Source organism: Acinetobacter sp. SM34, from assembly GCF_022012365.1.
Lineage (GTDB): Bacteria > Pseudomonadota > Gammaproteobacteria > Pseudomonadales > Moraxellaceae > Acinetobacter.
This window is the reverse complement of sequence record NZ_JAKLTP010000014.1, coordinates 1-20,677: the sequence shown is the minus strand read 5'-3', so window position 1 is coordinate 20,677 and position 20,677 is coordinate 1. Positions and strand designations below refer to the sequence as shown.

Genomic DNA, 20,677 nt, shown 5'->3' with positions numbered 1-20,677 from the left:
TACACAGCCTTTAATCCTTTTGTATTCATCACAAAAGAACATACAAAAAGTATTGAGTAAGCTCAAATACTGGGATATAAAACAAAAAAATCATAAACTTATCATCACGAATGAATTGAATTTATAAAAAATCCACCTATTCGATTACACATACTGATAAGCAAATCTACATAATTTTACCTAATGTTAAATTTTACCTAATTTTTATTTGTTGATGCAGTCTATATTGTTAAGTTTGTTTAAAATAGCATCGCTACTCATTAGACATTAGTCGAAACAACTAAAGTTACTTTTATTTAAATTAGGCTGAAATATTTACCTTATCTTTATAAACTATTATCCATCCCATTTTCCATTGCCAAGAAATACTCCTTATGCAAACCAAAAGAAATATCTACAAAGATGCTGAACATCCTTTCGCACAATATGTCCGTATTATAGGCAAAGGAAAAAACGGTGCCCGTTCGCTGAGTTTTGACGAAGCCTATCAAGCGTTCAGCATGATCTTAAAGGATGAAGTGCTGGATGTTCAGCTAGGTGCTTTCTTAATGCTACTTCGTGTTAAAGAAGAATCTGTCGATGAACTGGCCGGTTTTGTACAGGCCACCCGTGATCAATTGAATTTCAAAGCCTTAGATGTGGATCTGGACTGGTCGTCTTATGCCGGAAAACGTAAGCATTATCCCTGGTTTTTATTGGCAGCACTGACCTTGGCCCAGCATGGCTATAAAGTCGTGATGCATGGCGCATCTGGACATACCATTAACCGCCTTTATACCGAACAGGTTCTGGAATATCTTGGTTATCCAATTTGCCAGAATGACAGCGATGTGGAACAGCAGTTACAACAACGCAATTTTGCTTATATGCCCTTAGCAGCGATCTCACCTATTTTGAGTGATTTGATCTCTCTACGGAATGTGATGGGTTTACGTTCCCCAATCCATACCCTTGCCCGTTTAATTAATCCATTTAATGCTAAAGCCACCATGCAGGCTATTTTCCATCCTGCTTATCGTACTTCACACCAGCAAGCCGCGTTTAAACTGGGCTATCAAAATAGTGCAGTCATTAAAGGTGAAGGTGGTGAATTCGAGCGTAATCCGGATGCCAAAACCTTAATCTGCGGCATTAAAAATGGTGAACTGTACGAACATGAATTACCCAAATTGACAGATAACCGCAGTCCTGTTGAAGAAGAGCTAGACTTGGCTATATTTAAAGCGGTATGGGAAGGCAAGCAGCATCATGAATATGGCGAAATTGCTGTCACTGAAACCATGGGAATTGCGTTATACACCATGGGTGCTTGCGCTTCTTATAATGAGGCAATGTTAAAAGCCAAAGAGCTATGGCTAAATCGCCAGTCTAAAATCTGATTTGATGCAGAATAGATGATACGTGACAAAGCCATTCGCAATTGTTTGAGGCAAGACTTCATTTGATAAAAATGGTTCTGCGAAACATTCATCAAATGATAGTATGGAACGAGTTTTGCGATGAGAACACTTGAAACATGTTTCAAGTGTTCGCAAGGTGACTTTGGCCTTACGAAGTAATACTTCTCAGGGCTTATCCAAAGTAACAAGATGAGCTTCTATAAATTGAGGTTTATCGGTAAGACATCCGTCGTACCTTTCAAAAAATTAAAATATAAAAAAGACACCGCAGTGTCTTTTTTATTACAAATAAATATTTAAACAAAACGAATCGGCTTGAATTCTTCGTCTTGCTGCGGGTCATGTGAATCGCAGTGTTCATCTTCTTCTTTGGTGCCGCGGTCAATATAGCCACTGCGTTCAGTTTCAGGCAAATTTTTTATTTCCCAAGCATAAACCGCTTGCATACAGATTTGACGTTGCTCTTGCGTAAGTGCTACGCCATTCGGCCATTTACCAATTTCCACTGCTGTCTTTAAACGCGCAACAATTTCAGGATCGAGTACGGCCAGCATTTGTTCAATATTCATCATTTAATCCTGCTGTTGAAAAGAGTCAAAATCTTGGTTCCAGCCCAGCTTGGTACGGCAAGCAATATAGAAATCATAGCCAGGTGGATGAAGGAGATTCAATTTAAATGGATGTTTGCGGATATGCAAACTATCCCCAACACTGAGTGAAACACTGTGTTGACCATCGGCACTGACCATTGGCAATACACGGTTTTCACGAATGATAATCTTAATTTCACTATGCCCACCGACCACAATTGGACGGGAAGACAAGGTATGTGGGTGCATGGGCACCAAAGAGATGGCATCCATACTTGGATGGACAATCGGCCCGCCACCAGAAAGCGCATAAGCGGTAGAACCGGTAGGTGTCGAAACAATCAAACCATCACTATGCTGACGATAGACATATTGACCATCAATATTCAGTTCAAAATCAATCATATGCACCGACTTGCCCGAATGCAAAACCACATCATTCAAGGCAATCGCATCATAAATACTTTCGCCTTTGGAACGGATTTCCATTTCCAGCAAGAAACGGCGGTCGAGCTGAAACTCGCCTTTGAGCACCTGATCCAGCTTAAAAATAACCTCGGTCGGCTTAATATCGGTTAAAAAGCCCAAACGACCACGGTTTACCCCAATCACAGGTGTATTGTGTCGCACCAGGGCACGTGCAGCATGCAGCAAAGAACCATCACCACCCACTACAATGACCAGATCAACCACTTCACCCAGTAAACTGCGGCTCACGGTTTGAGTATTATTATAAGGGACTAAAGCTGCTGTTTCTGAATCAAAAACAGGATGTAAACCTAAACTTAAAAGATGGTCATGAATAAGACTTAAAGTTTCCACGACGGAGGATTTATCTGGACGCCCTATTAATCCAATGTTCCGAAAAGTTTTATGTGAAATTTGCACCTGGGTCATCGCTCCGCTACGATTCCTGCCTATCATAGCATTAACCCTGTTCATTTTAAAAAACTTTAACTGCTGATTACACTAACAATCTAACAAATTCAAAGACTCAGCCAGGTTTTTAGCCTGTCATCCAGATCGGTTCACTTTGCATGCAATCAACCACTAAAATCCGGATGATTTTTTATGATAAAAGTCACCCGATCTGCAAGATCATTTTCATCCGCAGACCTGGCATGACTTAAGCCTGTTAACTTGCTTAAAAATTGACAGATAATTCGCAAATACCGTTTTAGAGCTAAAAATAATATCTTTTATAAAATCAAAGACTCATTCCAAATATTTTGTGCACTTTATTGTTATATTTTATCTTCATTCACAGATTAATTATTGCAAAAAAATGAAAAGCTTCGCATGATTAGCACAATTTATTTGGATCTTATAATAATTGATGAAGTCTGAACGCGGTATCGGTTTACTGGCCCTTATTTTTTCAATATTAGTCATTGGTGTCTTCTTAGTTTTTAGTATCTATTTAATCCGAATGGATAATATTGTACGCAATAAATTTGAAGGACAGCGCTGGGATATTCCGGCAAAAGTTTTTGCTCGTCCTTTAGAAGTTTATACCAATGCACCGGTTAACCAGGCAGACTTCTCTCAAGAGCTTAAACTTCTGGGTTATAAAAGTTCTGACAGCTATGCCCACTCCGGCAGTTATGTAAGCTCCGGTGATGCACTCTATGTGCATACCCGTGGCTTCGACTTTGGTGATAGCGTTGAACCCGAGCAGGTGTTAAAGGTTACGTTTAGCGGTAATCAGATTGGTGAAGTCAGTGCCACCAAGCCTTCCTCTACCGGTATTGCGCGTTTAGAGCCCTTACTGATTGGCGGAATTTATCCGCAACATAATGAAGATCGTGTGCTGATTAAGCTCAAGAGTGTGCCTAAACCGCTTATTGAAGCACTGATCTCAACCGAAGACCGTAACTTTTATCATCATCATGGGATATCGATACGTGGTACAGCACGTGCTTTAGTCAGCAATGTCACTGGTGGTAAACGTCAGGGTGGTTCAACCCTGACCCAGCAGCTGGTTAAAAATTTCTATTTAAGCCCGGAAAAAACCTTAAAACGTAAGGTCAATGAAGCCCTGATGGCGATGCTGATTGAGCTTCATTATGATAAAGATGAAATTCTGGAAGCTTATTTAAATGAAGTGAATCTGGGACAAAACGGCAATTATTCCATTAACGGCTATGGTCTGGCTTCACAGTTTTATTTTGGCTTGCCGCTACGTGAACTCAATATTGCTCAACAGGCGTATTTAGTCGGTCTGGTGCAAGGGCCTTCGCTGTTTAATCCCTGGAAAAATCCCGAAGGTGCAAAAAAACGCCGTGATATTGTGTTGCACAATATGCTGGTGATGGGATACCTGACTCAAGCTCAGTTTGAGCAAGAAGTTGCACGCCCACTGAATGTTATTGCCAAACCAACCCTAGGGCCTGCCCGTTTCCCGGATTTCATGGATATTGTACGTCGACAGTTGCGTACTGAATATCAGGAAAGCGATCTGACCAATCAAGGTCTAAAAATCTTTACCTCGCTGGATCCGATTGCCCAAACCAAAGTACAGGAAGCATTTAAAGCCTCTGTTTCCCGTTTGACCAATGCCAATCCAAAAAACCTCAGAGATTTGCAAGGTGCAGTTTTAATCTCGCATCCTGAAAATGGTGAACTGGTTGCAGCTGTGGGTTCTACCCAGGACTTTACCGGCTTTAACCGTGCCCTGGATGCAAAACGTCAGGTCGGTTCCTTGCTTAAACCGGTGATTTATTTAAGTGCGATTGAATCTGGACGTTATAACTGGGCAACACCAGTTGAAGACAGTGCCATGAATGTTTATAGCGAAGGCAAAAACTGGACTCCTAAAAATTACAGTGGTGGTGAACACGGCATTGTTCCTATGTCCGAAGCACTGGCAAACTCTTATAACCTTGCAGCCGTGCGTTTGGGCCAAGAATTCGGTATTTCGACCTTTAGCAATCACCTGAAAAAATTTGGGGTGACGTCTGATATTCCAAGCTATCCATCCATCTTTCTCGGTGCAATTGATATGTCGCCGATGGAAGTGATGAGTATTTATGGCAATTTTGCAACCGGTGGTTTCAAATATCCAATCAAGTCCATTCGTTCTGTGGTGGATGCTAACGGCCGCCTGCTCGACCGTTATGGTTTAACGGTACAAAAAACCATTGATCCCTCTGCAGCTTATATTCTGAATTATGGTCTGCAACAGGTCATGAGCTCGGGTACTGGGCGTGCAGCTTATAGCGCTTTCCCTGCTGATTTAAAACTGGCAGGCAAATCGGGTACCACCAATGATACCCGCGACTCTTGGTTTGCAGGCTATTCAGGCAATTATGTCAGCGTGGTCTGGCTGGGTCTTGATAATAACAAGGTGACTGGCCTAACCGGTTCTTCAGGCGCATTGCCAGTGTGGATTAATGTCATGAAACAGTTGCGGCAAAAACCGGTTAACTTGCGTCAAACTGACAGTGTGCAATGGCAATGGATTGACCGTTCGACGGGTCATCTATCAGCACAAGGCTGTGAAGGTGCGATGTACATTCCGTTACTTCGCAGTAATATGCCACGTCAGGCCACTGCCTGCGGTTTACCGAGTTATCAGGTAGAACCTGCTTCCAATCCTGATACTGAAAACAACCAGACGCCTGCCGATCAAAACGATAGTATTGGTAACTATATTCGTGAAAGTGAGACTGAAACCCAGAACGATGGTTCTACCAATCAGGTCATTTCAAGCGGTAGTTATAACAATTAAAGGTGATAATTGAGCATGAACGGGCAATGTAAACGGCATAAACAGGGGCTGATTATTCTGAGCTTGATCGCTTTGGCGGGCTGTCAAAGCCTGCCTGCTCCTGAGAACAAACAGCCACCAAAACCTGCCCAGACAGAAAAGCGGGACATTAAAACCCCTGCAGGCGTGGTCATTACCCCTTATGAACGTGAAGAAATTCAACGTAAAAAGATGCAGGTGATTGTTCCTGAGCAACAGAGCAAACAGCAGTTTGATGATGGCCGCCAGCTACCTGCATTTCAAAAGCTCATGCAAAAAACTCAACTCGCCTATAAGCAAGGGCAATGGAATGAAGCTGAAGCTGCGGCATTGCAAGCTCAACGCCTTGCTCCGCAATCTGCTGAAACCTTCTTGTATCTGGCCCTGATTGCCAATAAAAAGAATCAGCCGGCAAATGCTCAAGCTTTGGCACAACGCGGGCTTAGTTATGCTCAAACGAATACTATGAAGAAACAGCTTTGGCAGGTCATTTTAAAAGCTGCACAACAGCAAAAAGATCAAAAAACCATTCAACAAGCGCAAAAAGCCCTGCAAGGCTTATAAAAGCCAGAATGTATTGAGGCAAAATAATCACGGTTCAATACATTCTCTGGTTCTGTTTTTATAAAATTTGATCCTATTTTATAAAAATCGCATCCCTGCAATGCCATAGGCACCCTGTTCTTTTGCAGTAGCAAGATCTCCAGCTTGCATGCCACCCAAGGCAAAAACCGGTATATCCACTTGTGAAACCCAGGCCTTAAACTGTTCCCAACCCAATGCTACAGCGTCTGGATGGGTTGCGGTCGGCAATACCGGACTCAGCAAGATGGCATCACAACCGATCTGCTGTGCCTGTTGCATGGAAGCCAGATCGTGACATGCCGCAATGTAACGCTTTCCAATGCTTAAATCACCCGGCTTTAGAGCCATCAGTTGTGACTGTTTTAAATGAATGGCAGAAATGGCCTGCTGTTGAATCGAGCTTAATTGTTCAAAAATATTGATATTGACAATGAGCCGAGGCAAATGCTCCACACTGCGCCCAGCCAGTTCCGTGAGCTGCTGCTGAGTTCCCTCCACACGCCAATATAACAACTGATTCTGTTTTAATTGCGCCAGATCATCCAGCTGCGCTGAAATTTTAATCTGATGAGGCCAATACAGGCGCTGAATTATAGCTTGATTGGCTTTAGGGAAATTTAGATTCAACAATTCTTCACGGCTGTACCAGGTCCACGGCTGTTGAATTTCATTCAATAAAGCGGTCGGTACAATGGCATGAAATAAATGCAGCTTGACAATTACATCCTCATATTCATGAACAATCACATCAAAGGCATGCCAGTCATGCAGACCAATTCCCACTTCTTCATAAATTTCACGGCGGCATGCTGCCAAGGGCGTTTCACCCTCTTCCACTTTTCCTCCCGGAAATTCATGTTTATTGCCCTGATGCTGTTTCGCTTCACGCCAGCCTACCAGCACGTTGTTTTGATGCAGTAAAATTGCAATGGCAACATCAATTACGGGTTTAGACATTCCCTGTTCCTCGACATGAAATATTACAGAGTGTAAGCAAATTTAAGTTTTTTATAAAATCTTAAATAAACGATTGACAGTTATATTTGATAATGATTATCATTTAAATAATTCAATGCATACCACGGAATCGACGGAATGAATGCACCATTTAGCCTATTTACCCGTAATCATGACACCGCTCACTCACTTCCCATGTTGCACTCCAACAACCTGTTTGCTCTGGGTCGAGAAATTCGGATTATGCATGCCGGAGAAGAATATCGTCTACGTTTAACCCGTAATAATCGTCTTATTCTGACCAAATAAAAATAATTCACTCAACAATAATAAACGTGGAAACAAGCAGTATGAGCGCAAACATACTGCTTCTTAACGTTGGATATGCAATGGAAATTGCAACTCAACTTTTAATCCACCATGTGCCGATCGGGAAAATTGAATTTCACCGGCATGTAATTCAATAATCTTTTTACAAATCGACAGCCCTAATCCTGAACCTTGGGTTTTGGTACCCAATGCCCGATAAAAGCGCTCACCCAGTCGTTGTAAAACCTCTTCTGTCACAGCTTGTCCATCATCTTCAATCACCATGCTGATGTATGATTGCTTGTGCTGCATCTCAATCCATACATGGCCATTTTGCCCGGCATAACGGATGGCATTGTCTAGCAGATTGCGCAGGCAACTGAAAATGAGTTTGTCATTTCCAGTAATCACCAGATTTTCGGCGAATTGTGTCTGGATTTGAATATTTTTCTCGGCTGCAAAGGGTTGTAAGGCTTGCAAGACCTCGTTGATGACCCTATTCATATCCATTTCAGAGCTGGGCAATTGATTCGTATGGGCCGGGTCCAGTCGTGCCAGTAACAGCAAGTTTTCTAACACCTGTGTACCACGGTTGACATCATTTTGAATACTCGCCAAGTCTTGGTCGAGTTCCGGATATTTGCGTTTCAGTACCTGCAAACGCATTTGAATGGCAGATAAAGGTGACCGGAGTTCATGCGAGGCATCCGCAGTAAAGCGCTGTTCTGCCACCAGAGATTGTTCAAGTCGCTGTAATAACTGGTTCAGTTGCCATACCATCGGCTGCAATTCTTTTAATTCAGGCACCTGCTGATGAATCGGTGCGAGATCATCCGCACTTTTAGCTGAAATTTCTCTGGACAGTTGATGAATGACTTTAAATTGGCGTTTCACGGCAAAGTGTAAAATCAGCCATTGAATGAACCAGAGCACAATTAAAATCAGGCCATAGCCCATGACATTTTGAGCCAAAGCTTTAAAGCGCTCTCCCATCGGCTGCAATAGCAATACCGATGTATTCAGTTCAGTATTTTGCGAGGTATAGATACGCCACAACTGCTGATCGTGCCAAATCAAATCATAACCTTCATCGGCATTATTTTTGAACGTTGAAGATAGATGGTCCAAATGGAAATTTTCTGATTCGCTCAGCACCTGTTTCTGATCTTTTAACTGGTATTGAATCTCAAATTCATCACTGAGTTCATCGACCTGTTGTCCTGAACTCGTACTTACATCTGAAATCAACAGCATATCTGCAATTTCATCCATGATCTGGTCTTGCAGCTGCATGGTCTGGTACAGGGAAATCCCCGTAAAAAGCAGCAAGGCCAAAACCCCAGCCAACATGGAACTGAATAATGAGGTCTTGATTAACCTGGTTTGTAGAGAAATGGCTTTTGACATACTAACCCTGACTCATGCGATAGCCCAAACCACGAAGGGTCTTGATATATTGGCTGCCTATTTTCTTGCGTAATTGATAGATAAACACTTCTATGGCATTGCTTTCTATTTCATCGCCCCAAGCATAGAGAGATTCCTCCAGCTGCTCACGGGTAATCACATGTTCCGGCTTTTGCATCAGTTTATGTAAAATCTGAAATTCTTTAGCAGTTAAATTTATGGTTTGACCATCTTGGGTAAGTGTCTTCGCCTGTGGATCGAGGACTAAATTTGCATAGCGCAGATATTGTCCGGCACTGCTTTGATGCTGGCGTAATTGCGAACGTACACGCGCAGAAAGTTCTTCCAAGCTAAAAGGCTTAACCAGATAATCATTGGCACCCAAATCCAGCCCTTCAACACGGTCATGAATACTGTCCCGCGCGGTAATAAAAATCACAGGGGTTTGTTGCTGATGCGCACGTAGAGCTTTAAGAATGTCATCGCCACTGGCTTTGGGTAGCCCACGATCGAGCAGGATGCAGTCATACTGATGCTGTTCAATGGCTAAAATGGCATGATCGCCACGTTCCACCCAGTCAATATTGTAGCCATCCATTTCCAACCATGTTTTGATGCTTTCTGCTTGGGAAGCATCATCCTCTGCCACTAAGATTCGCATGTCTTGTTCTCATGTCTGGATATGTTTTTGTTTAAGATAACAGTTTTTTAAACCACATGATTGCAAAAAAACCACATGACATGCATGTGGTTTTGGGGAGAAATCAGGAAGAATCTCTTACATCTTGATCTATCATGGCATCACTTAAAAACGGATGGCATCCACATCAATTTCAACGCGTTTAGCCGGTTTGTAATCGATGTCAACTTCACCGATGATGGTCACTGGCGTTTTGGCATTTACGGGTTTACCTTGCCATAACTCATCGTCAATCTCGACGGTCATGGTGCCGGTATTATCACGGAACTGGTATTTTTCATCCCCGATTGCTTTTACCACATAGCCTTTAAGCTGTACCTTGCTGTCATCTTTTAAAGTTAAAGCCTGTTTAACCGTAGTGGCTTTTTGTGGTGCAATTGCAGCTTGATTTACCGCAGTATTTGCCACGGCGAATGTTGTTGCACCGACCAAGGCGGTTATTAAAGCTGCTTTAGAAATCATGTTCATGCTCAAACCCTCATTAAGTTGTTGCTCATTTCGATACCATGATTAAAACAAATCAAGATGAGGTGAATCTTAAGGTAGCTTCATTTTCAAACAGTATTTCAATTCAGTGGAACAACGCGTAACACTTCTTCCAAAGTGGTCATCCCTGCCAGCACTTTGCGCGCCCCTGCGATGCGTAGCGGCTCAATCCCCTCTTTCTTGGCCTGATCACGCAGCTGGTTCAAAGTCGCATCTGCACCAATCAGTTGTTTTGTCTCCAGACTTAAAGGCATAAACTCATAAATGCCGACACGCCCTTTATAGCCGGTATGGCGACATTCTTCACATCCCACAGCCTGAAATAAGAAGTTTGGCATGTCGATCGTATAATCAAAGGTTAAATGCTTCCATTCCTGCTCATTAATAAAGCTTTCTTGTTTGCAATGCGGGCAAAGTTTACGTACCAGACGCTGTGCCAGCACGCCTAAAATCGTGGCTGACGTTAAAAATGGCTGCACACCCAGGTCATGCAGTCGGGTCAGACTCGATGGTGCATCATTGGTATGTAAGGTTGATAACACCAGGTGACCGGTTAATGCCGCCTGAATGGCCATATTGGCGGTATCCTGATCACGAATCTCGCCGACCATAATAATATCCGGGTCTTGACGCATCAGGGCACGTACCCCATCGGCAAAACCTAAATCAATGCCCTGATTCACCTGCATCTGGTTAAAGCTCGGTTCCAGCATCTCGATCGGATCTTCAATGGTACAGACATTGACCTGTTCTGTTGCCAGCTGTTTAAGCGAAGAATATAGCGTCGTGGTTTTACCTGAACCGGTCGGCCCGGTAACTAAAATAATGCCGTGACTATGTGCAGTTAGGGCTTGCCAATCATTGAGCAAACTGCCTTCAAAACCCAGCTGCTGAAAACTGCGCACCAATACTTCAGGATCAAAAATACGCATCACCATTTTTTCACCAAAGGCGGTGGGTAAAGTGGATAGACGTAACTCTGTTTCCTGTCCTTTAGGCGTACGGGTTTTTAAGCGGCCATCCTGAGGTTTGCGTTTTTCCGCCACATTCATGCGACCCAAAATCTTAATCCGCGAGATCACGGCGGTCAGGGTATTGGCGGGCATTTTATAAATGGTATGCAACACCCCATCAATTCGGAAACGCACTTTACCGGTGTCTTTACGCGGCTCCAGATGAATATCACTGGCCCCCTGCTCAAAAGCGAACTGCAATACCCAATCCACCAGCTTGACAATGTGCTGATCATTGGCATCCGGATTTTGCGTATCGCCCAGTTGCAACAGTGCTTCTACACCTTTGTTATCACGGTCATAGGCACTGGATTTTTGCGATGAATTAACCGCACGGCTGACCTGATAATATTCCACCAGATAGCGCTGCAACTGATCTGGGCTTAATAGTACACGCTGAATTTTTTTCGGGGCAATCGTATGTTGAAGATTGGCCACCCATTCCGTTTTAAACGGTTGATCGGTCGCGATTAGCACTTGATCCGCCTGAATTTCAACCGCCAGAATTTTATTACGCACGGCAAATTCTTGCGACATGATACTGGTCAGTGCCTGCACATCTGCTTTTAACGGGTCAATGATATAAAAAGGGATATTGGCTTTGTCTGCAATCCACTGACACAAACGGTTTAAGGTTAAGGTCGATTGTGGATGCGCCTGATCGACCAGATTAAAATGTGCGATCCACTGCAAGGGATGCCATTTCAGTTGCTCACGTTGACGGTGTGTGGTTTGGATCAGCAGCTTGTTACGTTCGGTAATACGTCCATCTTTTTGTAGTTGTTCCAGACACCAGGATGTATCCATTTCAAAATTAAAATTCATTGTTCTAAGCCCCAAAATCAACCCACACTATAACAAACTAAATTTCATCTGACTTAAATCGCTTTTAGAAAAACAGTATCCCCCGACCATTTTCCCCCCAAGCTATTTTGTAGATTGTTTATAGCAAAACTATAACGTGTTTTCCCGTCAAGATGCTTTTACTTTCATCCATTTATGGCCAATAATGCTTCATGTGTTGCTGAAATAACCACCATACTTGCAGATGCCCAATCGAGTAAATGAACCCTGTGAATAATATAATGAATCTGTCGCTTCAAACGACATCCTTTCAAGAATTGCTGATGATTATGGCAGCGGCATTAGGCTGTGGCTTGCTGATTGGCCTGGAACGTGAGCGTAGCAAGCAACGTGAAAATCAGCACAGCTTTGCTGGAGTTCGTTCATTTACCATTTGTGCCTTATTGGGTGCCCTGTGTTTTGCTTTTGGCCATATTTTTGGCGTGATGGGTGCGCTAATTGTAGGCGGTATCGGGATTTTTTCACTGAAGAACCAGTTGCAAGATCCCGGGGTCACTACAGAACTGGCTTTTGTCATGACCTATTTTATTGGGGCATTATGTATCTGGAATATCACACTGGCGGCAAGTTTATCCGTTGTGCTGACCGTTATTTTAATGATGAAACATTCGATTCATGGCTTTGCAGGAAAATGGATTACCGGAGCAGAATTTAGAGATGGCTTATTTTTACTGGCCCTGATTTTAATTGGCTTGCCGCTTACTCCCAATACCCCGTTATGGGGCTCAGTTCTCAACCCGCATATTATTTTAAAACTGCTGACCATTATACTGGTTGTTCAGGCATTGGCACATATTGCCAAACGTTTACTTTCAAGCAAGAAAGCACTCATGCTTTCTTCAATCGCTTCCGGATTTGTTTCCAGTACCGCAACCATTGCACATTTAGGCGTGCAGGTGCGTAATGGTGAAGTCGATGCCCGTTCCAATGCCGGTGCAGCACTGATGTCATGCATTTCAACTTTAGTGCTGCTCTTCATTGTGGTCGGCGGTGTGTCTTTAACCTGGCTAAAACTGCTGATACTTCCCTCGCTCATTGCCATCGCAATTTTAGCGCTTTGTGCTTACTGGCTTTTACATAAAGCGGAACCTGTCGAAGAAACAGAACCGGAAGATAGTCCAATGTTTAGCTTAAAAGAAGCGGTCATCATTGCGGTTACTTTAACCTTGATTCAGGCGGGCGTTTATGGACTTGAACTCCTACTCGGTGATGCTGGTTTAATTGCAGGTACACTCTTGGCTTCACTGTTTGAAATTCATGCCGCTGCGGCAGCTGTGGTTGTTCAAGGTGAACCTACAAATACCAGTTTACTCTATGCAATGATGTTAGGTCTGGCTGCCCATGCCGTTTCTAAATCCATTAATGCAGCCATAAGCGGAGGATTAAAATTTGCACTTTATTTTGCTCCGGTACAAATTCTGCATATGCTGGTTTTAATTGCGGTACTGTGGTGGATGGTACAAGCTTGACCTTGAGCAAATAGTCCTTGGTATAACAACTATTCCAGCTCCTGAATTTCGACCCCTCTTTCAGTCACTTTAAATTTGACATTGATTGCCGAAAACAGCATGCCATATACCCGCTCTGCATCTTCCTGATAAGCTGGACGCGGATCCAAAGCCAGCACCTGTTCCAGTTCATTTACAATTTGCACTGTCAGTTTATTGTGCTTGAGTAAAGTCTGCTTTTTCTGCTCAGCACCTTCTGTCCAAATAACCGTCATTCGTTCAGGCTCATCCTGTGCATAGCCACTTTTCGCCGTGATTACAGCATCTGAATATTGAATGTAGGGCTTAATATCGACGATAGGCGTGCCATCCAGAAGGTCGCTGCCCGTCACATAAACACGTACAGACTTGCCCACTTTCTTCACTGCTTTCAGCTGAACCACAGATAAACCAAGGGGTGATGGACGGTACATGCTGCGGGTGGCAAATACCCCGATTTTTTTATTGCCACCCAAACGTGGCGGCCGTACTTGTGGTCTAAACTTTTGACTTTGCTGCTGATTTTTATTGTCATGAAACTGCCACAACAACCAGAGATGACTAAATTCCTCGATCCCCTCAAATGCCAGCAAATCATTATAAGGTTCCACCATTTCAATATAGGACTCAACCTGTACCAAATTGGGTTGTCGTGGAATGCCAAATTTTTCCTTATAGGGCGATTTCATATACCCGATTATTGGCATTTTAAGCTCAGTCATAATCACTTTTTCTGATAAGTTCAATTAAATATATTCAGTTTATCGAGAATGTTTTTAGATTAGAATAGTAAGCTGTTCTAATTTGATAACTTATTGAGACCTTTAATGGCTGCTTTCAACGTCGAAAAGATTACTCACGTCCACCACTGGAATGACACTTTATTCTCGTTTAAAACCACTCGTGACACTGCATTGCGTTTTAAAAACGGACAATTTGTGATGATCGGTCTTGAAGTGAATGGTAAGCCTTTAATGCGCGCTTATTCAATTGCAAGTGCTAACTATGAAGAAGAACTCGAGTTTTTCTCTATTAAAGTGCCAGATGGTCCTTTAACTTCTATTCTACAAAAAGTAAAAGTTGGCGACGACATTCTGGTATCACGTAAACCGACAGGCACTTTGGTTCTTGACGATTTAAACCCAGGTAAAAACTTGTACCTTCTTTCTTCAGGTACCGGTCTTGCGCCTTTCCTTTCGGTGATTCGCGATCCTGAAACTTATGAACGTTTTGAAAAAATCATCGTGGTTCATGGCACACGTTTCATTTCAGAATTGGCTTACCAAGACTTGATTGAAAACGAAATTCCAAATCATGAGTTCTTCGGTGAACTAGGTGCTAAAGAAAAATTAGTCTATTACCCAACTGTAACTCGTGAAGAGTTCCATACTCAAGGTCGTGTAACCACTGCCATTGAATCTGGTCAATTGTTCGAGAAAATCGGCTTACCACGTTTCAATCCGGAAACTGACCGTGCAATGCTTTGCGGTAGCCCGGCATTCCTGGATGACGTTGCTGCACTTCTTGACCAACACGGTTTAAAAGAATCTCCAAAAATGGGTGTACTTGGCGACTACGTGATTGAACGTGCATTCGTTGAAAAATAAGATGCTATAGCAAATATCGCATTTTAAAGACCGAGGTTAATGCCTCGGTTTTTATTCATTAAAGAAGTATTTTTTCTTTTCAACAGATAAACTTGCATAATCGACTCCTATTGGTGCAAGTAATCGCTTATAAACAAAAATCTTTTTTTCTTGTATAAACTTTTTAAATTCCATTAAATTAGCAGCATTTTCATAGCAAGCTAAGTAACCATTACATATTAGATCAACTTTTTGACAAGTTTTATAAAAGTTTAATCCGCCTTTAATATTATTTCTGTAACCCTGAAACTTTATGACCTTAGTATTTAAATCTTGAAAAGCTTTTTTAGGAATAAATAATTTAAATTCTTTAGATACTTTTTTTAATTCAAGCCCTAGAAACAACAAGGTTTGACTATGACGATAAGTCTCTGTTTTTCCAATACCAATTTCGGGAATAGATAATTTAACTTTGTATAATTCACTTTTTATTAATTCAAAATGATCTTGAATTTCTTTCTCTGTATTACTAAATACAACTAAATCATCTGCATATCTTATAAATTCAACACCTTTATCTTTTAGTACTGTTTCAAAATCCTGCAAATAAAATGAAGCTAATAATGAGGCTATAGGCATCCCTTGACGAATTCCCCTCCCTCTTTTTTTCTTAATAATACTCGAAAATTTATTAAACTCTTCCTCAGATGTTGCTTGAAGCAACTTAAAATTGGGATCAGCATGAATTATTTCGTTAAAAATTTTATCTAAATATGGAATATCGATTTTATCTTTAAATAATTCAACAACTTTACTTCTATCCAACTCATCAAAAAATGAAGAAATATCTGTTTTTAATGCAAATTTATACAATTTTCTTAGATTTGATAATTTGTCATGAGCAGCCTTGACACCCCCATTCCCCTTTAATGCAAAATCATTAGTGGAAAATTTTTTAAATTTTAAAGGATGTATTTTTTCTAAATATTTAATGAAAAGTAATTGAATAAGCCTATCCTTAACTGATGGCACACAGACCATACGATAATCACCGGAGTTATCTTTTGGAATAAAAATAGGCGTCAAAGGATCAAATTTAAAATTATTTGCTCTAATAGCATTAAGAAGAATTAATTTGTTTTTATCTTTTTCAATGTAGTAGCTTTCAACGGTTTGATAATCTGAGTGATATTTCCAAGAAGATTTTCTTTTTCCTATCTTGGTTTTAAAGCTACTCAAAACATTATCAAATTCTTGTTCACAAAATTGATCGAATTTCATTCTCGTCTTACTACGCTCTTGCAAGGTCATGGTCACATAGTTTTAGAGTGGCATCAGATCGCTTCCTAGTGGTCTTACTCAACGATTGTACCTTGTCGGTTGCCATTGCCAAGTGCCAAGAACACACTTCTGCGTCCTCGCCCTCTAGGTGCGATGTTATGCACGAAATAGCATTTAGAGATTTTATCTCACAATGTAAAGTCAGTGCACTTTTTAGACACATTCCCCATATTATTATATCGGAGAATAACTGTCCTTTATGTTGTGATATTGTGTAAATACAAGAGGTTGCGCCTGTTATTAGTAACAAAACATTACCATCGCATATCCCACCATACACTGTCAGCACCAAATAACTCAACAATAAAATATCTGTTAAATAGTGTCGGACTTTTTCGATCATTTTCACACTCCAAAATTTCAAACATTCTGTATGCTTCCAAGTTTTTACCATGACAGAAGCATCAGATCGCTTCCTAGTGGTCTTACTCAACGATGACACCTTGTCGGTTGCCATTGCCAAGTGCCAAGAACACACTTCTGCGTCCTCGCCCTCTAGGTGCGATGTTATGCTCGTAAGAGCATGAAAAGATCTGGGTTATATATTAGGGATAGGCTTTTAAAATTCAAGCACATAAATCAATCATATTTAAAATCATTTGCATTTTTATTTTGAACTCGCTCTTGCAATGCTTTCTTCATCACCTGATAGCCACCGCTTAAACCTAAACTCGCCATAATCACTGCCACCCCAATATCCGGCCACATGCTCCCTGTACCAAAGACACCCACCGCAGCTAAAACCACCGCGACATTGCCAATCGCATCATTACGGCTACACAGCCAGACCGACTGCATATTTGAGTCACCATCACGGAAGGCATATAAAACCACTGCCGCAGTGACATTGGCAATTAAAGCAAGCAGACCAATTGCCCCCATGGTCATGGCTTCGGGCGGAATGCCTTGTACATAGGCATAGAGTGCTTTTGCAATGACCACAAAACCAAACAGTGCCATGGTCACGCCTTTTAACAATGCCACTGTAGCACGCCAGTATAGGCTTGCGCCCAATATGGCAAGTGAGATGCCATAATTCACCGCATCACCAAAGAAATCGAGTGCATCTGCCCAAAGTGCAGAGGAATGGGCATATGCTCCCCCAATCAATTCCACAATAAACATCACAATATTAATAATGAGCGCAATCCACAAAGCAGTCCGAAATTTACTATGTGGCTTTTGCGGTGCAGGTTCATGACTGCAAGTACATGCCATTTTTCACTACCTCTATGACTTTATTTAAAACCTTGTTTGTATTATTGTTATTCAAAACTATGGAGTAACTCCAAGGTCAAGTATGAATACGCCTAAATATTATTTAATTAAAGAATTAGCCAATAAGACTCAGCTCAGCACGGACACGATCCGTTTTTATGAGAAAAAGAAGCTGCTCCAACCCAGCTTTCGTGGCAACAATAATTATCGCTATTATGATGAAAATACATTCAAACGACTGATGTTTATTAAACGCTGTCGAACTCTCGATATTTCACTCAGCGAGATTGAAGCATTGCTTGAACTAGAACAGCAGCCCTCGCAAAGCTGCCATGCCGTGAATCAACTGATTGAACAACACATTGAACAAGTCACTGATAAAATTATAGAATTACAAAAATTCCAACAACAGCTCATCCAGCTACGTGCTTCTTGCAGTAGCACCAAAACCATTGACAGTTGCCAGATTTTAAAACAACTCGAAGCCGAAAATAAGGAAATATCCAACTAATTTACTGGGTTGAATCTAATTTTTAAATCCATACAATTAAGCCATATCTTTTATATGCCTTTATTTTTTCATGAGCATTACTCACGTTACTGAACTTCTCTCTCCTGCCGGCTCTTTAAAAAACATGCGCTATGCCTTTGCCTATGGTGCAGATGCGGTATATGCAGGTCAGCCACGTTATAGTTTACGTGTGCGTAACAATGCTTTTGATCATGACAATCTGGCAATTGGCATTGAAGAGGCTCATGCTTTAGGCAAAAAATTCTATGTGGTGGTGAATATTCAACCGCATAACTCCAAGTTAAAAAACTTCATTCGTGACCTGGAACCCGTGGTTGCCATGAATCCAGATGCACTGATTATGTCTGACCCTGGCCTGATTATGATGGTGCGTGAACATTTTCCGGACATGCCTGTACATCTGTCTGTACAAGCCAATGCCGTGAACTGGGCAACGGTCAAATTCTGGAAAAATATGGGTCTGACTCGCGTCATTCTGTCACGTGAACTTTCAATCGAAGAAATTGAAGAAATTAAAAATAATGTTCCTGACATGGAAATTGAAGTTTTCGTGCATGGTGCATTATGTATGGCTTATTCCGGTCGTTGCCTGCTTTCTGGTTATATGAATAAACGTGATGCCAATCAAGGCGCATGCACCAACGCCTGTCGTTGGGATTATAAAATTCACGAAGCAGCTGAAGATGAAACTGGAGATGTGATTCCAGTTCAACAAATTGAAGAATCATCAGCATGCTGCAAAAACCAAGATGCCGATGAGCAACATGCCCTAGAACAACACCAATTTGGCGAGCCGGTTTTATTACAACGCAATGAAGAAGACATGTTTGCAGCCGAAGAAGACGAACATGGCACCTACTTCATGAATTCCAAAGACTTGCGAGCGGTACAGCATGTCGACCGTTTAGCGAAAATGGGCATTCATTCCCTAAAAATTGAAGGTCGTACTAAATCGTATTTCTACTGCGCGCGTACTGCCCAGATTTACCGTAAAGCGATTGATGATGCGCTAGAGGGCAAACCGTTTGATCCATCCCTGATGACTCAGCTGGAAGGCTTGGCGAATCGTGGTTATACGGAAGGTTTCCTGCGTCGTCATGTACATACTGAATATCAAAACTATGAAACAGGTTCATCACGTTTTGACCATCAGCAATTTGTCGGTGAAGTATTAGAGCGTAACGGTGACTATATCAAGATTGAGGTAAAAAACCGTTTTGTGGTGGGTGACTCGCTTGAGCTGATGACCACTTCAGGCAATATCACTTTTACTTTAACAGAAATGAAAGATAAAAAAGGTAATCTAATTGAAGACGCCAAAGGTTCAGGCTATGTCGTGGATATTCCTGTCCCTGCAGATGTTGACATGAACTATGCCCTGCTGATTCGCAACTTGCCGAATTCAACGGCAGATATTTCAGCATCTTCTTTGGCTTATCAAGCCATCTAGTTTGAGAGATCAGGATGGCTTTACTGATTACCGATAAATGTATCAACTGCGATATGTGTTTGCCTGAATGTCCAAATGAGGCCATTTATGAGGGCGATAAAGTGTATGAAATTGATGTGAAGCGCTGTACAGAATGTGTCGGCTTTTATGAGCACCAAACCTGTATAGCCGTGTGTCCAATTGAGTGCATTATTCCGCATCCTGAACATGTGGAAACGCAAGAACAATTGATGCAGAAGTTTAAGAGCTTGAATTTATTAAAATCTTAAAAATATTTGAAAATGGCATATAACTTGCTTAATTAAATTTAAAAAGCTTGGGGAAAGAACAATAAAAAAGCAAAACAAAAAATGCAGAAGAACAGAATAACCATGGAAATGGTCATAATAAAAAAAGGAACCCAGAGTTAGCGTGCTGAGTTCCTATAAACAGGGTAAAACAAAAACTTGGGGAACTAAAGCCAAAGTGTCTATGTCAATGTACATAGCCACTTTGGCTTTTTTAGTTACTGTCCCGAACGGATAATGTAATCAAAGGCAGATAGCGATGCCTTGGCACCTTCACCGGTGGCAATAATGATCTGCTTGTACGGCACGGTAGTACAGTCACCGGCAGCAAACACACCCTTGACGTTGGTTTCGTTGCGCTCGTTAATCACGATCTCGCCACGATTGGTCAGTTCAACTGCTGTATCTTTCAGGAAGTCAGTGTTTGGCAACAAGCCGATCTGTACAAAAATTCCCGCCAGTTCAACTGTATGCTCTTCATCAGTGGCACGGTCCTTGTATTTCAGTGCCGTCACCTGTGAACCGTCACCCACCACTTCAGTCGACAGCGCATTCTTGATCACGGTGGTATTCAGCAAGCTGTTGAGCTTGTCCTGCAAGACCTGATCGGCACGCAGTTTGGTATCAAACTCCACCAAAGTTACATGCTCGACAATCCCGGCCAGGTCAATCGCGGCTTCCACACCCGAGTTACCGCCACCAATCACCGCAACACGT

The 20,677-nt window shown here is 41.9% G+C and carries 20 protein-coding genes; 9 read left to right on the top strand and 11 right to left on the bottom strand.

The window, feature by feature from the left end:
* The first annotated feature begins 374 nt into the window (after window positions 1-374).
* The gene (locus LZZ98_RS12100; RefSeq protein ID WP_237788059.1) at window positions 375-1,379 is read left to right on the top strand and encodes a glycosyl transferase family protein; all 1,005 of its coding nucleotides are present in this window, start codon (window positions 375-377) and stop codon (window positions 1,377-1,379) included.
* A 317-nt stretch (window positions 1,380-1,696) separates the two neighbouring features.
* Here LZZ98_RS12100 and LZZ98_RS12095 read toward each other — a convergent pair whose 3' ends face one another.
* Together LZZ98_RS12095 and LZZ98_RS12090 are read right to left on the bottom strand one after the other, a co-directional pair.
* Window positions 1,697-1,969 carry a YeaC family protein gene (locus LZZ98_RS12095; protein ID WP_086195677.1) on the bottom strand — a complete coding sequence of 91 codons (273 nt, stop codon included), beginning with the start codon at window positions 1,967-1,969 and terminating at the stop codon, window positions 1,697-1,699.
* Window positions 1,970-1,972: 3 nt separating this feature from the next.
* Window positions 1,973-2,914: an NAD(+) kinase gene (locus LZZ98_RS12090; RefSeq protein ID WP_237788058.1), complete on the bottom strand. Its 942-nt coding sequence runs from the start codon at window positions 2,912-2,914 to the stop codon at window positions 1,973-1,975.
* 412 nt (window positions 2,915-3,326) lie between these two features.
* On the opposite strand from LZZ98_RS12090, the gene mrcB reads away from it, so the two are divergent.
* Entirely contained in the window at window positions 3,327-5,720 is a 2,394-nt protein-coding gene (gene mrcB / locus LZZ98_RS12085) for a penicillin-binding protein 1B (protein ID WP_237788057.1), read from the top strand.
* A gap of 15 nt (window positions 5,721-5,735) precedes the next feature.
* The gene (locus LZZ98_RS12080) at window positions 5,736-6,302 is read left to right on the top strand and encodes a tetratricopeptide repeat protein (RefSeq protein ID WP_237788056.1); all 567 of its coding nucleotides are present in this window, start codon (window positions 5,736-5,738) and stop codon (window positions 6,300-6,302) included.
* A gap of 78 nt (window positions 6,303-6,380) precedes the next feature.
* Here the strand turns inward: LZZ98_RS12080 and LZZ98_RS12075 are convergent, their stop codons facing one another.
* On the bottom strand, window positions 6,381-7,280 hold the full coding sequence (locus tag LZZ98_RS12075; protein ID WP_237788055.1) for a thiamine phosphate synthase: 900 nt from the start codon (window positions 7,278-7,280) through the stop codon (window positions 6,381-6,383).
* A gap of 138 nt (window positions 7,281-7,418) precedes the next feature.
* Here LZZ98_RS12075 and hemP point away from each other — a divergent pair, with 138 nt between their 5' ends.
* The gene (hemP, locus tag LZZ98_RS12070) at window positions 7,419-7,589 is read left to right on the top strand and encodes a hemin uptake protein HemP (protein WP_237788054.1); all 171 of its coding nucleotides are present in this window, start codon (window positions 7,419-7,421) and stop codon (window positions 7,587-7,589) included.
* Window positions 7,590-7,652: 63 nt separating this feature from the next.
* On the opposite strand, the gene LZZ98_RS12065 is transcribed toward hemP, so the two are convergent.
* The 4 genes from LZZ98_RS12065 to LZZ98_RS12050 form a co-directional block, all read right to left on the bottom strand.
* Window positions 7,653-8,996: a sensor histidine kinase gene (locus LZZ98_RS12065; protein WP_237788053.1), complete on the bottom strand. Its 1,344-nt coding sequence runs from the start codon at window positions 8,994-8,996 to the stop codon at window positions 7,653-7,655.
* A 1-nt stretch (window position 8,997) separates the two neighbouring features.
* Window positions 8,998-9,657, bottom strand: coding sequence for a response regulator transcription factor (locus LZZ98_RS12060; protein WP_237788052.1), 660 nt, complete (start codon window positions 9,655-9,657; stop codon window positions 8,998-9,000).
* A gap of 144 nt (window positions 9,658-9,801) precedes the next feature.
* Window positions 9,802-10,164, bottom strand: a complete 363-nt coding sequence (locus LZZ98_RS12055) for a NirD/YgiW/YdeI family stress tolerance protein (RefSeq protein ID WP_237788051.1) — start codon at window positions 10,162-10,164, stop codon at window positions 9,802-9,804.
* Between the two features lie 98 nt (window positions 10,165-10,262).
* Window positions 10,263-12,020: a GspE/PulE family protein gene (locus LZZ98_RS12050; RefSeq protein WP_237788050.1), complete on the bottom strand. Its 1,758-nt coding sequence runs from the start codon at window positions 12,018-12,020 to the stop codon at window positions 10,263-10,265.
* A 260-nt stretch (window positions 12,021-12,280) separates the two neighbouring features.
* On the opposite strand from LZZ98_RS12050, the gene LZZ98_RS12045 reads away from it, so the two are divergent.
* Entirely contained in the window at window positions 12,281-13,528 is a 1,248-nt protein-coding gene (locus tag LZZ98_RS12045; protein ID WP_237788049.1) for an MgtC/SapB family protein, read from the top strand.
* 29 nt (window positions 13,529-13,557) lie between these two features.
* On the opposite strand, the gene tsaA is transcribed toward LZZ98_RS12045, so the two are convergent.
* Window positions 13,558-14,268, bottom strand: a complete 711-nt coding sequence (tsaA, locus tag LZZ98_RS12040; RefSeq protein ID WP_237788048.1) for a tRNA (N6-threonylcarbamoyladenosine(37)-N6)-methyltransferase TrmO — start codon at window positions 14,266-14,268, stop codon at window positions 13,558-13,560.
* A 105-nt stretch (window positions 14,269-14,373) separates the two neighbouring features.
* On the opposite strand from tsaA, the gene LZZ98_RS12035 reads away from it, so the two are divergent.
* Window positions 14,374-15,153, top strand: coding sequence for a ferredoxin--NADP reductase (locus LZZ98_RS12035; RefSeq protein WP_086176364.1), 780 nt, complete (start codon window positions 14,374-14,376; stop codon window positions 15,151-15,153).
* Between the two features lie 51 nt (window positions 15,154-15,204).
* Here LZZ98_RS12035 and LZZ98_RS12030 read toward each other — a convergent pair whose 3' ends face one another.
* Together LZZ98_RS12030 and LZZ98_RS12025 are read right to left on the bottom strand one after the other, a co-directional pair.
* Window positions 15,205-16,413, bottom strand: coding sequence for a reverse transcriptase domain-containing protein (locus tag LZZ98_RS12030; protein ID WP_237788047.1), 1,209 nt, complete (start codon window positions 16,411-16,413; stop codon window positions 15,205-15,207).
* Window positions 16,414-17,052: 639 nt separating this feature from the next.
* The gene (locus LZZ98_RS12025) at window positions 17,053-17,691 is read right to left on the bottom strand and encodes a cation transporter (RefSeq protein WP_237788046.1); all 639 of its coding nucleotides are present in this window, start codon (window positions 17,689-17,691) and stop codon (window positions 17,053-17,055) included.
* Between the two features lie 82 nt (window positions 17,692-17,773).
* On the opposite strand from LZZ98_RS12025, the gene LZZ98_RS12020 reads away from it, so the two are divergent.
* The 3 genes from LZZ98_RS12020 to LZZ98_RS12010 all read left to right on the top strand — a co-directional run bounded on the left by LZZ98_RS12020 (window position 17,774) and on the right by LZZ98_RS12010 (window position 19,942).
* Entirely contained in the window at window positions 17,774-18,202 is a 429-nt protein-coding gene (locus LZZ98_RS12020; RefSeq protein ID WP_237788045.1) for a Cd(II)/Pb(II)-responsive transcriptional regulator, read from the top strand.
* A 70-nt stretch (window positions 18,203-18,272) separates the two neighbouring features.
* Window positions 18,273-19,673, top strand: a complete 1,401-nt coding sequence (gene trhP / locus LZZ98_RS12015; protein WP_237788044.1) for a prephenate-dependent tRNA uridine(34) hydroxylase TrhP — start codon at window positions 18,273-18,275, stop codon at window positions 19,671-19,673.
* 14 nt (window positions 19,674-19,687) lie between these two features.
* Complete coding sequence (locus LZZ98_RS12010; RefSeq protein WP_237788043.1) at window positions 19,688-19,942, top strand: YfhL family 4Fe-4S dicluster ferredoxin; 255 nt, start codon at window positions 19,688-19,690, stop codon at window positions 19,940-19,942.
* A gap of 236 nt (window positions 19,943-20,178) precedes the next feature.
* Here the strand turns inward: LZZ98_RS12010 and LZZ98_RS12005 are convergent.
* Window positions 20,179-20,677, bottom strand: a 499-nt coding sequence (locus LZZ98_RS12005) for an FAD-dependent oxidoreductase (RefSeq protein ID WP_237788042.1), incomplete at its 5' end; no start/stop codon positions are given.